The organism is Streptomyces sp. NPDC002088 (genome assembly GCF_040296605.1).
Taxonomy (GTDB): Bacteria; Actinomycetota; Actinomycetes; order Streptomycetales; family Streptomycetaceae; genus Streptomyces.
Map to the genome: position 1 here is coordinate 35,171 of NZ_JBEOXO010000046.1, position 13,621 is coordinate 48,791.

The 13,621-nt window shown below is 69.0% G+C and carries 9 protein-coding genes and 4 pseudogenes; 4 read left to right on the forward strand and 9 right to left on the reverse strand.

Features of this window, described 5'->3' with window-relative positions:
* Window positions 1-120 precede the first annotated feature (120 nt).
* Entirely contained in the window at window positions 121-300 is a 180-nt protein-coding gene (locus ABT114_RS47295) for a hypothetical protein (RefSeq protein WP_351152717.1), read from the forward strand.
* A gap of 175 nt (window positions 301-475) precedes the next feature.
* On the opposite strand, the gene ABT114_RS47300 is transcribed toward ABT114_RS47295, so the two are convergent.
* Window positions 476-1,564: a MerR family transcriptional regulator gene (locus ABT114_RS47300; protein ID WP_351152739.1), complete on the reverse strand. Its 1,089-nt coding sequence runs from the start codon at window positions 1,562-1,564 to the stop codon at window positions 476-478.
* 217 nt (window positions 1,565-1,781) lie between these two features.
* Between ABT114_RS47300 and ABT114_RS47305 the strand changes: the two are divergent.
* A pseudogene (locus tag ABT114_RS47305) lies at window positions 1,782-1,910 on the forward strand (IS3-like element ISMyma3 family transposase); the annotation flags it as partial.
* A 349-nt stretch (window positions 1,911-2,259) separates the two neighbouring features.
* Here ABT114_RS47305 and ABT114_RS47310 read toward each other — a convergent pair.
* The 4 genes and pseudogenes from ABT114_RS47310 to ABT114_RS47325 all read right to left on the reverse strand — a co-directional run.
* Window positions 2,260-2,613, reverse strand: a complete 354-nt coding sequence (locus tag ABT114_RS47310; RefSeq protein ID WP_351152720.1) for a hypothetical protein — start codon at window positions 2,611-2,613, stop codon at window positions 2,260-2,262.
* 578 nt (window positions 2,614-3,191) lie between these two features.
* Window positions 3,192-5,573 (reverse strand): tetratricopeptide repeat protein, encoded by a 2,382-nt coding sequence (locus tag ABT114_RS47315; RefSeq protein WP_351152722.1) that lies wholly within the window; start codon window positions 5,571-5,573, stop codon window positions 3,192-3,194.
* A 97-nt stretch (window positions 5,574-5,670) separates the two neighbouring features.
* Window positions 5,671-6,156 carry a hypothetical protein gene (locus ABT114_RS47320; RefSeq protein ID WP_351152745.1) on the reverse strand — a complete coding sequence of 162 codons (486 nt, stop codon included), beginning with the start codon at window positions 6,154-6,156 and terminating at the stop codon, window positions 5,671-5,673.
* A gap of 110 nt (window positions 6,157-6,266) precedes the next feature.
* Window positions 6,267-6,497, reverse strand: a pseudogene (locus tag ABT114_RS47325) (acetate--CoA ligase family protein); the annotation flags it as partial.
* A gap of 192 nt (window positions 6,498-6,689) precedes the next feature.
* On the opposite strand from ABT114_RS47325, the pseudogene ABT114_RS47330 reads away from it, so the two are divergent.
* Window positions 6,690-7,375, forward strand: a pseudogene (locus ABT114_RS47330) (CoA transferase).
* Between the two features lie 600 nt (window positions 7,376-7,975).
* On the opposite strand, the gene ABT114_RS47340 reads toward ABT114_RS47330, so the two are convergent.
* The 4 genes and pseudogenes from ABT114_RS47340 to ABT114_RS47355 form a co-directional block, all read right to left on the reverse strand.
* Window positions 7,976-9,340, reverse strand: coding sequence for a glycoside hydrolase family 26 protein (locus ABT114_RS47340; RefSeq protein ID WP_351152725.1), 1,365 nt, complete (start codon window positions 9,338-9,340; stop codon window positions 7,976-7,978).
* A gap of 660 nt (window positions 9,341-10,000) precedes the next feature.
* Window positions 10,001-10,438, reverse strand: a complete 438-nt coding sequence (locus tag ABT114_RS47345; protein WP_351152727.1) for a VOC family protein — start codon at window positions 10,436-10,438, stop codon at window positions 10,001-10,003.
* A gap of 238 nt (window positions 10,439-10,676) precedes the next feature.
* Window positions 10,677-11,242: pseudogene (locus ABT114_RS47350) on the reverse strand (hypothetical protein).
* Entirely contained in the window at window positions 11,211-11,732 is a 522-nt protein-coding gene (locus tag ABT114_RS47355) for an SMI1/KNR4 family protein (RefSeq protein ID WP_351152729.1), read from the reverse strand. The pseudogene ABT114_RS47350 and the gene ABT114_RS47355 overlap by 32 nt, the downstream one beginning before the upstream one ends.
* 538 nt (window positions 11,733-12,270) lie before the next feature.
* Between ABT114_RS47355 and ABT114_RS47360 the strand changes: the two genes are divergently transcribed.
* On the forward strand, window positions 12,271-13,621 hold a 1,351-nt coding region (locus tag ABT114_RS47360; RefSeq protein ID WP_351152731.1), incomplete at its 3' end, for a transposase.

The following is a 13,621-nucleotide window of genomic DNA, read 5'->3' on the forward strand; positions in this document are numbered from 1 at the left end:
GGTCGCCGATGTCTGAGCCGACGTCAGGACCGGTGGCGGGGTCCGTCGTCCGGGCGGGCCTCGGGGTCAACGCCGGGGCCGGCGTCGGGATCGCGTACGCACCGGCTGCGCGTCATCGAGGTGATCGCCGAGACGGCCGACGCACATTCCCTGGTGCTCCAGCCGCCGCCGGAGGCCGCGGACCGTTTCACCTACCGCCCCGGGCAGTTCCTCACGCTGAAGCTGCCCGGAGCGGCCCTGGCGAAGAGACGGAGCCGACTCGCGCTCACTACCAACGACCGCTGCACACGATCGAAGTAGACGTAGCGCGCTCCGAGGGTGCCCTGATGTGGCTGATGGGCTGGGCCGACCGGTCCATGCGACCTGTACGGCGAGAACCCCCAGGTTGAGTTCGCCATCGAGGCCAAGTGACGCCGCGGCGACGTCTACTGATTCCGGCGGGTCGGCTCCTTGCGGCGTTCTCACGCACGATGGTTCAGGCTACGAGAAGGCGGAGGCCGAGCTCTGCCGCGTCGAGGGCGACGAGGTCGCGGTTGCGTTCGACCCACCGGCCTGAGGAAAGGTCGTCGCGGAGTCTGCTTACTGCCCGCTGCTCGGCCTCCGGCCCGACTCTGGTCCATACCGATACCGCGCGGCGCACATGTTCGTCCAGGTACGCTTCGGGCCGGCGCCAGTAGGCCTCGAAGAAGCCGTCAGCGCAGTCCCACGGGATGAGCACCGGCTCCGCGCGGCCCCCGATCGCGCGGGTCAGGTCGGCCAGTGAAGGCCAGCCGACGAGAAGGTCAGCGAATTCAGGCAGGTAGTCGCGGGTGAGCCAGAACCGCTCACGCCAGCCGGTGACACTGGCGTCGTAGGTGACCACCACCACGCGGCGGGCCACGCGCCGCATCTCGCGCAACCCGGCGACCGGGTCCGGCCAGTGATGAACGGTGCTGACCGCCATCGCCGCGTCGAAGGACTGGTCCTCGAAGGGGAGGCTCTCCGCACTGGCGGCCACGCACGGCGCCGCGCCCGCGGGACGATGTGCCCGCATGACCGCCGACGGTTCCACCGCCGTGACGTCGCGGTCGGGGGGCTCGTAGGAGCCGGTCCCGGCCCCGACGTTCAGTACCGTCCGTGCGTCCCCGAGCGCATCCCAGATCCTCGCGGCGATCCGCGGCTCGGTGCGCCGCGTCGCTGGGTAAGCGGATCCGATGGCTTCGTACAACTGCGCACCGATCACTTTCAGTTGTTCCTCTGGCGTCGTCCTGATCCCCATTGCCCGTGCCTCCAGTTCCCTGTCTATGGCCGTCACCATGGCAGCAGCGCGGTCGCGCTGTTCCAGCAGCAGGCCGCGCAACCGGTGCAGGTGCGCGACCGCGTCGGTCGTCGGGTCGTCGACCAGATCCGCGATCTCGCGCAATCCGAAGCCCAGCCGCCGATAGGCGAGCACCTCCCGCAGCCGCTCCACGTCACCCGCCGAGTAGGCCCGGTACCCGGCCGCGGTCCGCGCGGACGGGTGCACGAGGCCGATCTCGTCATAGTGATGCAGCGTGCGGATGCTCACGCCGGCCAGCTCGGCCACACGTCCCACAGTCAGGTGCTCTTCCACGCCACCGACAATGCGGCATGACGCCACGTGAGGGTCAAGCGCTTCACTCCTGGTACCACGCGTGGCCGACCATGACCAGGCTCCGCATCCGCCACGATGCTCGCCCCGCACTCACGCCTTGAACTGGTCCACCTGGCGCTGAACCGCCCCGGTTCGAATGGAGACTCGATTCCGTGTAAGGGCCAGAGTCATGGCACGACCTTCTTCCTACCCTCCTGAGCTGCGCAAGCGCGCGGTGCGCATGGTCGCCGAGGTGCTCGGTGACTACCCGACCGAGTCCGCCGCGATCAAGGCGGTGGCACGGGATGTCGCCACCGGTCTCTAGCGGCTGCCCGCCCGTCCCCGCCTCTTGGCTGTCACCTGCTGTCTCTTCGTTGCCGCGTGGGGACGGGCGAGGGACGCTCACCGCGCCGGAGGCCGACGTGCCATGTCGGCATCGCGGACCACGGGGCCTGGGCCGGCCCTTGTGCGGGCGAGGCCGGCCCTCCGAGTAGGAGCAAGCAGCCCCGACCTGCAAGCACGGCTGCGGCTACCACCCGTTGCTGTGCTTCTTCGACAACACCGGCGAGGCCCTGCAACGCCGCAGCCAACACCGCCGCCGACCGCATGAACGTCCTCGATGCCGCGCTCGCTCAATTGCTTGTCATGTAAGGACCCGGCATAGCTTCTTAGCCCATGATCATGACTGTCGGCTTCTCGGAAGCCATCAGCTCGTACGGGGCCCGTGGATCGGCGTTCATTGCTCCGACCCATCCGTTATAGAAGGCCGTACCTGCTTCCGCACTCCGGCCCGAGCGGACCTCGAACGACGCAAACGCCCAGACGGTCGAGCAGACCAGGACAAACTCCTGCGCGGTTACGTCTCGAAGAGCGGCAACGGCGGCTTTGGACCAACGCTGATCATTTCCAGCGAGGTTTTCACCGATGAAGGCCCGGAGGTCGCTATGTGACGTCTGGTAGCGCTTGAAAACATGGCGAGTGAACCGCCCCTGCACGTGCTGCGAGCTGAAGGGGTAGGGCACCCACATCCAGCTCCACCCCGGGCCGGAACCCCCATAAAGAGATTCTGATTCCGGGTAATCGTGGTTGGAAATCACAGACTCAGAAAAGTGGCCAGACGGAGCGTTCAGTTTAAGCAAGATCCCCCCTGCAATCCCTGTCGGCGAGCTACGCCAGCGGAGACAGGCCGCCCCCACACCTAGCTCATCACCCGGCGGCAGGCTACATGGGCGCGCCGTGTAAAAGACCGGCTATAGGGCACCCCTCCACCGTTACTACACATGCCCGTGGCGGGAGAGAAATCCGGCCACCGTCAACTTGTCATGCAGGGACCAGACACAGGCTCCGAGCTTGACTCTGACGCGCAAATAACTGCAGGCAGGCGCTCTTTCGGGCAGGGGTGCCGGCCCGGTCGGAGTCGTCTCCGCGGGCTTCGGCCACGCTCGTTCATCCAGCGGCGTCCATCGGGTCGAGGGTGACGCGGTAGCCGAGTTGGTTCAGCCGGGACACGGCTCGGCGTGCGGCCCGCTCGGGATCCCGTTGGGGAAGTAGCTGCCGCCGAGCTCGTGATAAGGCACGTTGTCGTTCAGCCGTCGATGGATTACGACCGTGCACGCCGCCACAGATGTCGCCGAATTCGGCGGATGCGCCTGGTTGCGTCTTGTGCTGCGGCGAGGTTGTTGTGGCTGATGAGGGTGTCGGGGTGTTCGGGGCCGAGGATGCGTTCGCGTGCGGTGAGGACTTGTTGGTGGAGGTCGGCGGCTTCCCGGTGGCGGCCGAGTCCGCTCAAGGCGTGAGCGAGGTTGTTGCGGCTGGTGAGAGTTTCGGGGTGTTCGGGGCCGAGGATGCGTACGCGGTCGGCCAGGACTTGCTGGTAGAGGTCGGCGGCTTCGCGACGATGGCCGAGCTCACGTAGGGCACCGGCAAGGTTGTCGCGAGTGGTGAGTGTGTGGGGGTGTTCGGGGCCGAGGATGCGTTCGCGGTCGGTGAGGAGTTGTCGATGGAGGTCGGCGGCCTCCTGGTGGCGGCCGAGTCTGTTCAGGGCGAGAGCGAGGTTGTTGCGGCTGGTGAGGGTGTCGATGTGCTGGGACCCGAGGTTGCGCTCGGCGGCGGTGAGGACTTGCTGATGGAGGTCGGCGGCTTCCTGGTACTGACCGAGTTCATGCAGGGCGAGAGCGAGGTTGTTGCGGCTGGCGAAGGCGTCTGGGTGTTCGGGGCCGAGGACGCGTATGCGGTCGGCGAGGGCCCGCTGGTAGAGGTCGGCGGCTTCGCGACGACGACCGAGCTCACGTACGGCGCCGGCGAGGCTGTCACGGGTGGTCAGGGTGTCCGGGTGGTCGGGTCCGAGGCGGTGGGTTTCAGCGGCCAGGAGGCACTGGTGCAGGAGGTGTGTTTCGGCGGCTGCACCGGCGTCCTGCAGGGTCCTTGCCAGATCGTCGAGGGTGTTGCGTGCAGTGATGAAGGTGGTGTCCGGTGCGTGGTCCAGGAGGGGTGGGAGGTGGGGCGCGAGGAGGCGTGCGGTGGGCCATCCGGCGCGTGCGGCGGCGACGGTGTCGTTCACGGCGCGGGTGAGGTGGGTGTCGAGAGCGGTGATCGCGGTGGCCGGGTCGGAGCTGGGCGGGGTGAGGGCCATGACCTCCCGGACCAGTGGATGCAGTACCACCTGCCCCACCCGGACGGTCCCGCCGGCGCCGCCTGAAGGTGTGCTGGGGGCGGTGAGGAGTCCGTATTGGTGGAGTCCGGCGAGGGCGGCGTCGAGTTCGGCGGCGGTGACCGGTTGTCCGGTGGCGTCGGTGAGGAGGGCGGGGGTGACCAGGGAGCGAGGGACGGGGGCGGCTTCGAGGAGGGCGAGGAGATGCAGGAGGGGCCGGGCGAGGGTGTAGCCGTCGGTGTGGAGCTGGTCCAGGGACAGGTCGAAGGTGTGGCGAACCATGGTGCGCGCGATGTCGGGGTCAGCGGCCTGGGGGTGCTCGGCACCCAGGAGGTCGCCGAACTCGCCGTCCAGGGCCTGGTGGTAGGCGGTGAAGGTGGTGTAGCGGCTGGTGGGGGAGGCGAGGTAGAGACCGGCGGCGTCCAGCGCGAGAGGAAGGCCGCCCAGCCGGGCTCCGAGGGCATCGGCTTCCGCGGCACTTCCCGCTGTGGGCGCGCTGTCGAGCAGGACGGTCCCGGCGGCGCGGCTGCCCAGCGGGCTCAGGTGAAGGAGACGGGCGCGTGGTCCCCAGGTGACGGGGGAGGTGTCGCGACTGGTGATCAGGAGCAGGCCGGCTCCGTCCGGACGGAGCCACCCGCGGTAGGCGGCCAGGGGATCGCTGCCCGGACCTATACGCCGGGGCGTGTCGACGTTGTCCACGACGATGACCCAGCCGCGCGTCGCCATCAGATGCTCCCACACGACGTCGACCAGGGCGGCACAGCCGGCCTGGGCCTCGCCGAGACGGCCATCCGGCAGTCCGAGGGCCTGGGCCACGCGGGTCAGATCGTCGGCGAGCCGGCTGGGATCGTCCTGCCAGCGCACCCAGAACACCGCTCGGCCGGCTGCTCTCGCCTGACGGGCGGTCTCGGCAGCCAGAGTGGTCTTGCCCAGCCCGCCCGTGCCGCAGACGACCGCCAGTCCGCTCTCCCGGCCGGAGGCGAGGCGGCGCAGTACGGCCAGTTCCTCCTCCCGGCCCCGGACGGGAACCTGTGGCACCGGCGCCCGATAGGAAGGGTGAGAGGCCGCAGAGCCCACCCAGTCCCGACTTCCATCACCGGCCCCTCCGCCGGAGCCGTCTGCGGAGGAGGGGGAGCGCAGTGCATACAGGGAGACCAGCAGGCCGACCAGACCGACGAAGCCACCCACGACACTTGAGGTCTGATCGGCCTTGTCCAACCCGAAGTGAGCAACCGCCCACACGACCAGCCCCGCCACCGCGGCCGCCACCGGCGCCAGCAACAGCCGCGCCAGAATCCAACGCCACCGGCCCCGCCCCACCTGGGCGCGCATCCCCCACCCCACAGCACCGGCCCCCTGTCCGTTCCGTGAAACGAGCCTCCTCCAAGCCCTGCGCCACTGTGCCGGATCCACGGTCATCCACGCAGCCTCAACGGCCCAACGCCACCTTCAGCCGACTGATGCCACCTACGCAGCGCTCGCCGCGCCTCGTGCCCGCGCACCACGGCCCTGCGCCGCCGCCTGCTGCGGCTGTCCGTACGCCTCTGGCGGCCCCTCTCGTCCGGGTGACGTCGACGGGGGTGAGGGCGTCGTCGACGGCCAGTTCGGTGGGGGAGTCGGTGAGCAGGCCCGTGGACAGATCGACCGGGTCGCCGGACAGCCAGTCGATGGTGTCGTCCACCCAGTAGGTGAGCCAGTTGCAGACGCGGCGGTGGGCTTGGTCGGAGGCCGCGCGGATGACGGTCGGGGTGGAACTGATGGCGATGCCCAGGGCGATCGGGCCGGCCGCGGTGGGCGGGGTCCGGGCCGCCGGCCGTGAAAGGCGTATGCGTCGCGCGTCGCCTCCAGCCCGGCGCTCGCCGCCTTTGGAGTGGCGGCCTCGCTCTCCGCGGGCCTGGAGAACCTCCGCGTACACCCCGCCGAGGGTGACGGCGAGTACCGGCCCTCACTGGTCGTCGCGTACGACACCACGGGAAGTTCCGTGCCGCCTGGCCGCATGGGGGAGACGAGCACTCCCTCGACCGCGGCCCCGGGCACCCGGTCAGCGCCGGCCCGCACTGCCTCGTAGGCTTCCCGCACGGCGTCGGCTCCGCTCACTCCCAGGCGTACGCCCCCGATGTCGCTCTTGTGCAGGATGCCGACGGAGACGATCTTCAGGGCGACCGGGCCGCCGAACTCGGCTGCCGCTTCGACGGCTTGATCGGCCGAGGTGGCGAGGACGGTGGGGACGAGGGGAACGCCCGCGTCCTGGAGCATGCGGCGCGCGGCGTGCTCGGACCACGCCCCGCGCCGTTCGGCTCGGTCCGGCACCGGGAACGGGGTCGCCGATTCGGGCTCCGTCGGCCGGGGGCTCTCGGCGAGTCGGCGGTGAACCTGGGACCAGTGGGTGAGGCCCGCGAGTGCGGTCGCGGCCTGCTTGAGGCCGGGCAGTACATAGGAGAGGCCCGCGTGTGCTCCTTCGCCTGGGGTCACCGCAACAAGCGCAGCCTGGGCCTGAACCTGCGCGACCCGCGCGGCGTCGACCTGTTCAAGCGCCTGGCCGCCCAGTCGGACGTCGTCCTGTCCAACTTCAAGCCCGGCACCCTCGAATCCCTCGGCCTCGGCCCCGACGTCCTCGCCGAGGTCAACCCCGGCCTCGTCATGGCGGAGAGCAGCGCCCTCGGCTCCACCGGCCCCTGGAGCAACCGCATGGGCTACGGCCCACTGGTGCGCGCCTGTGCCGGACTGACCGGCCTGTGGCGCTACCCGGATCGCGAGGACAGCTTCAGCGACGCCATCACGATCTTCCCGGACCACCTCGTCGGCCGGGTCGGCGCCACCGCGGTCCTCGCCCGCCTCGTCGAGCGGCGCCGCACCGGACGCGGCGGCACCGTCGGCATGTCCCAGGCGGAGATCGGTCTGACGGCCATGGCCCAGCTGTTCCTCCAGGAGTCCCTCGCCCCGGCACGGTCACCGCCCTCGGCAACACCGGCACCACGGACGCCCCGCAGGGCCTCTTCCCCTGCGCCGGCGACGACGAGTGGTGCGCGGTCGAGGTACGCGGCGACGACGTCTGGAAGCGGCTGTGCGCCGTGATCGATCGCCCGGACCTGGCCGCGGACGCCCGGGCCTCGCCACCGCCCCCGGGCGTCTGACGCACCGTAAGGAGGCGGAGAGCGTGGCCGCCGCCCGATCTCACGGCAGACGCCGCGAGCCGGGCAACCCCCTGGAGGATCGCCAGCGGATCGTCGTCGGTCATGTCATCTCCATCGGCGCGCCTGAGCCTCGTGGTCCAGCGAGCGGCAAGCTCGAACAGTTCGCTGGAGCTGGCGTTGGCCAATGCCCGGGTCAGTCGCCCCGGCAGAGCGAACACCTCGACACCATCGTTCAAGACGGGCGTGACCCAGCTCGGCCACTCCCACGCACGAAGCTGTTCAAGCGGCGGGAGCTCAGCAGACGGCGGCGCGCTACGTCTACCTCGGTACGGAGTGTGGTGGGCTGCACACGATCGAGGGGCGGTCCTCATGGGACCGCCCCTGATGTGGCATCAGCCCATTACACTCACCGCACAGCCCTCTGAGCAGGCAAAGCGTCGAAGTCCTCTGGAGTAAGTACTCCAGCCGTAGATCGTGATCTTCACGTCTGAGATGCGGTTTGTCGCTGGTGATGACTGGCCCGTGATCGTGAGCGGAGGTGAATCGCGGACCGTCCACTTCTCCGGAGCCGCTCACGGCCGCCTGTGCCTGAGCCGCCGGTCAGTGGGCGTGGATCGAGCCCCAGGCGAAGTTCTGCCCGAACCCGGTGCCCGAGCCTCCCGTGTACACCTGGTCCGTGGCGTAGTACGTCGCCTTCACATCCGCGTTCGTGTTGATGGCCGTCTTGGTCAGTCCGGAGCCCCAGGTACTCCAGATCACCCACGGACTGCGGGTCAGCGCGTTGGAACCGGCCGCCGTGATCGGCACGTTGTACGTCTCCGCGAGCATCCGCGGCTTCGCGTAGTCGACCAGCCCCGTGTAGTACACGTGCGTGAGGTCCGAGGCGGACGGACTGTAGTCGTCGACGCCGACGACGTCGACGAGGTCGGCCCCGGGGTAGTAGTCCCACGGCACATCGTCCCCCTGCGGGTCCCAGGCGCCGGGCGACCAGACGAAGATCAGGTTGTGCAGGCCCTTCGTCTTCACCAGGTAGTCGTACGTGATCCGCCACAGCTTCTTGTACGAGGCCGGGGTCTTCCCTCCCCACCAGAACCAGTCGCCGTTCATCTCGTGGTACGGCCGCAGCAGTACGGGCACGTCCCATGCGGCGAAGTACGAGAGCGCGGCCGCGAGAAAGCCCAGGTCCGCGAGGAGCGCCCGGTACTCGTCGGTGTCCGACTCCCAGTCGACCACACGGTCGAACCACGCCTGGTCGGTGGTGAGCGTCGCCACCGGGTAGGACTCGTAACCGCCCGGGTGCTCCCCCTCGACCTGGGTGAGGACCCGGCTCCAGGACTTCACCGAGGAGCCGGGGTACGGCTGGTGGAAGCTCATGCCCACGATCCCGGAGGCCGCGCCGCCGTTGGTGAGGGTCGCGGTGGTGCCGTCGAGCCGGGTCATGGTGCCGTCCGGATTGTACGAGCCGTCCGCCGCGCGCGGCAGCCCCTTCCACACGCCGAAGGCGAGGTCGACGGCGTCGTCCGTGTACTGCCATGCCCGCTGCCCCGTCGGCAGCCCCAGCGGTCGGTTGTAGGACCGATCCGCGTACGTCCCCCAGCCGGTCGCTCCGTACCCGGGCCCGAGGTCGATCTCGATGAAGCCGGACAGCTTGCCCGTGATGTCCGCGGCCTTCTTGTAGTAGTAACCGGAGAACGTCGTGCCGCCCGTGTCCCCGTAGCTCGCGTTGTACAGCTCCTGCTGGGTCTCGATGTGCTGCCCGATGATCGTCATCGGGCCATTCCCGGAGCGCGCGGCGTTCTCCAGCGACACCAGGTGCTTGTACACCGCCTGCGCGTTCATCGACGCCGCCAGGTCCCGGTCCGTCAGCGTGGGTGCGATGAGCGACGCGGCGGCCCGTGCCACCCCCGGTACGACGGACGCGGCGGCTGTGGCGCCGAGGGCAGTGACGAACGTACGTCTTCGCAAGACTCAACCTCCAAGAAAGGGGTGGAACTTCGCCAGGTTACGGCTGGGTCGGCTTCTGGAACAGTCCGCGATCTTCGCCCTTGGGGCGCCTTTGCGGGCGATGACGGGCAGGATCCGGCGCTGCGTCCGCTGCGCGATCCGGACGCCACCGACGAGGGATGAGGCCCGGCGACGGGTCGTCAGTGGCGCAGGACGCTGACGACCCACTCCCTGACCAGGATGGGGGGCATCCTCGCACCCGGCGGGGGTGACCAGCTAGGGGCCCACCCACTTGCGGGAGTAGCCACTCGGGTCGTCCTGGCCGGGATACGTGCGCCGGTGGGGGGCGTACGAACCACTGGTGGCGGTAGACGCGGCCAGTGGTGTCCCGGGCCCCACCGTCGTCGTCGGGGGCGGGCCGGACCTCCTCGGACCGCCACAGGCCGCGCCGGGCGTCGGCGGGCCGGCGGATCAGCAGCAGGGTGCCCAGCAGTGTCCGGATCACCCTCAGCTGGTCGTCGTTGATGTCGTTGACGCGGTCGGCGCCCACCCCGCACCGGTCCCTGCTCGTGGACACCGAAGGGTGTTCTGGATCAGGACCGTTGGCGTGCCGCGGGACGGCGACCCTCGTGATGGCGAACTGCACCAGTCGACTCGCGAAGGTGCCACGTTCGCGGCCACTCAGTCGAGACAGAACTCGTTGCCCTCGATGTCCTGCATGAGGAGGCACGACTCGTTGACGCCATCGGCAAGCAGTAGTCGCACGCGTACCGCGCCGAGCGCGACCAGTCGTGTGCATTCGGCCTCAAGTGCGGCCAGGCGCTCTTCACCCACGAGCCCGGTGCCGACCCGCACGTCAAGGTGCACCCGATTCTTGACGACCTTGCTTTCGGGGACTCGCTGGAAGAACAGTCGGGGGCCCGCACCTGAGGGATCAGTGCACGATGCGAACGCTGGACCCTGATGCTCAGGCGGCATTGCGCGATCGAAGTCGTCCCAAGTAGCAAACCCCTCCGGTGGCGGCGGTACGACGTACCCCAACACCTCGGACCAGAAACGAGCGACGCGCTCAGGTTCTGCGCAGTCGAAGGTGACTTGGATCTGCTTGATCGACGCCATCGGTCCATCGTAGAGGCGGGGTCTTTCGTCGACTCCATGGGCCCGGCTCCTGGCCAGGTTGCGGCGCCTGCGGCCAACTCTTGGCACTGAGTGGGACCTTGAGCCGTCGATGACGATCCTGACAGTGTCCCCGCTGGAGGAGGTCCTGGCGGACTTCGGGAACGTTGCATGCGCGCAGGCGAGTTGTAGTTATGCCCCAGTGCAACGAAGGAGCGTATGGGAGGCAACCCGCCCGTGCTCAGCGTCGGCGGTCGCCCAGCGCGAGCAGGCTGGTCACGTTGGCGATCGCCTCCGGGGAGGGGTGGAAATACTTCCGCGCGTTCTCCGCCTTCTTGTGCCGGGACTTCGCCGTCAGCATGAGCAGGCTCGTCCCACCCTCGCCGAGGTGGGTCAGGCCGGAGTGTCGCCACTCATGCAGATCCCACCCGTGCCCGGCTCGCCGCCCAGGGCCGTGTGCTCGTCCAAAAGCATCCGGGCCTGCCCGTAGGAGAGGCGGGCGAGCCCGGTGTCCGGGCAGATGTCGCGCGGGCTGACGACCTTGCCGGGACCTGGCTTGCGGTGGGTGACGAACACCGGGCCGCGAGTACGGCCCTTGAGAAGGCGGGGCAGCATGGTCTCGGAGTCCGGCAGGGGAAGCCGATTCGCCCAGGCCGGGTCCGCCGGGCCGTCGTACCCGCGCTCATCGCACCAGCCCAGCCACGAGAGCACCGACGCACGCCGGGCGTTCCAGGTGTTCACCGCGGAGCTGCTCCACAGTAGTTCGCGTTTATTTTCAGGGCAGGAATTCGTAAACCGGGCCGTCAAGCGCGAAGTTGCGAGAACACAACGTCACGTCCCTGCCCTTGAGATAAGCCAGCAACCACTCACTGAACGTCATCTCGTAGAGAGTCCAGGCCGGACTGTCGAACTCCTGGACCACGATGCGCCAGGGCGACGAGGGGTTGTCGGGAATGCGAAGGAAAACCGCCTCGCCCGTCGTGGCCGACGCCACCGGCATCAGTTCCCCGGGGTTCGCCCCCACCGGACTCGGCAGGAACTCCGCCATGTCCTCCTCGCGCCAGAGCTCGAGATCCCCCCTGATGTTTTCTCCCAGACTGTGCAGAAGATGGCCGGCGGGGTGCTTCAGATACAACTGCCTGTTGATCTCGATCGAACCGTAGGCGTCCACGATCTCACGGAAGTCTGCCGGTAATTCGATACCGAGTTCCTGCTCCAGTTCGATCCATGGAGCCGGATCCGACCAGTTGAACCGGGGTTCGCCCAACAGGGCTGTGATCTCTGGAAGCGTTGCCACCACTAGGTCCTTCTAGCACGTCGAGCGGATGCCTGTCTTGGAGTTGACCGCAGTACAGGAGAAAGTCACCTCGCTCCCCCGGGGTCCGTACATGGCCATCCCCACCGTAACGGTGGCAGGAACGGGCGAGTGAGGGTCTCCGTATACGAGCACGACCGAACCAGCCCCGCCACGAGTCACTGACGGGTCAAGGAGGCAGGGTCTTCAACTGTTGGGGTTTGGCTTAAGTAGGCTGGTTGATGCTGCTTCGAGTCATCGGGACGGTTCCTTGGACTCTGCCACCCGTTTCCTCCTGCCTGGTAACGGCTTCCGCTGTTTTTGCGAGTGGAGGTGTTGCTCCTTCGCTGCGTCGCGGGATGGCGACGGTCGTGGTTTCCCGTGCGTTGCGGTGCCGCTCGGGGTTGGGGGGCTCGGGCGGATCGACGGGACACGGCGAGGCCGTGTCCTTGTGTGAGGGTCGTTCGTTAGTCCGATCAAAGCGCCGGGGGCGGGCCGCTCCGGGAGACTGACCGGGATCGTGCGGAAAGGAAGGGGGGTGATGGGTGTGGCCGGGTTGATGGCGACGGCGACCTGTACCGCCTTTGGTGGTGTCCTGGAGAGCAGTGGTGAGCGGGTCGGGCAGGGCGTGTTGTTCGAACGGGTGGGTTTTCTGGCCGAGTTGAGCCGGGGGCTGACGGGTGCTCTGGTGGCTTCCCGGTGGGATGAGGCCTCGCTGGACGTGCTGGCTGCCGGGGTGGATGAGCGGGGTGAGGTGCTGCCGTCCAAGGGGTGGATGGCGATGCGCCGCCTCAACTGGCCGCAGGACGTCACACCCCCGGCCGGGGTGTATGTGTCGGACCGAGTGCGGCGGGGGGCCGAGGAGTACGCGGCCCGGACTCTGCGGCTGGCCCTGCACCGCCGCGCCATCGTGACCGCGGTCCTGGCCACCTGGCCCGCCGACCCCCGTCGGCGCAGTGAGGCGGAATGGTCGGCGCTGCGGAAACTCCTGCCCGCCGGGGTGAGCGGTGCCGAGATCCGCAACCGCACCCGCCAGATCCGCGCGTACGCGGCCGGGCACGGGAAGCTTCCCGCCGGGTTGTGCGTGCTGGAGGGCCCGCCGCAGGTGGCACCGCAGGTGCTCCTTGCGGCGATGGACCGTCAGCAGGTCACCCTTGTGCGGGTGGACGAGACCACCGCCCGGCTGCGTCTCAAGCTTCCGCTGAACGCTGTCCCTGCCACGGGCCGGGACTGGGCCTGGCACGTGATCGACATCCGGCTGCCCGGCACCGTCACCACGGACGCGGTGCTGCACACCCCGACCCTGCGCCCCACTCCACAGGGCCGGATCGCGGTGGATCTGCCGGACTCCCGGCCCGCCCCGCCCGTCAAGGCGAGCGGGCATGCCGTGGCACTCGGCTTCGACTGGGGCGTCAACACCCTGCTCACCGGCGTCCTCGGCCGCCTGACCGGCAAGGGACAGAGCAAGCGGGTGGTCACCGACGGGCGGCCGCTGGTCTTCGATGCCACCACGGTCAGTGCCGCCCTGCACCGGCTGCGCGGCGTGCGTGAGCACCTCGCCGCCAAACGTGATCACCACTGGGCGCTCGCGGACGGGCTCGGCTCCCCGCACCTTCGCTGGGGTGAGTACCTCGACCGGGCGCGGGTGTTGGAGGTCGAGCATGGGCGGGTGTGTGCCCGGATCCGGCATCTGAACCATGCGTTGGCCTGGGCGGCGGCCGGCTGGGCCGTCGACCAGGCAGCAGCGCTCGGCGCGAGTGTCATCTACCTGGAAGACCTCACCACCCTGGAGGCGCATGGCCACCGGCGCGGTAATGCCCGCCTGTCGGGGCAGGTGCGCGGCATGGTGGCCGAGGCGATCGGGCATCTGGGTGCGCGGGCGGGTATCGCGG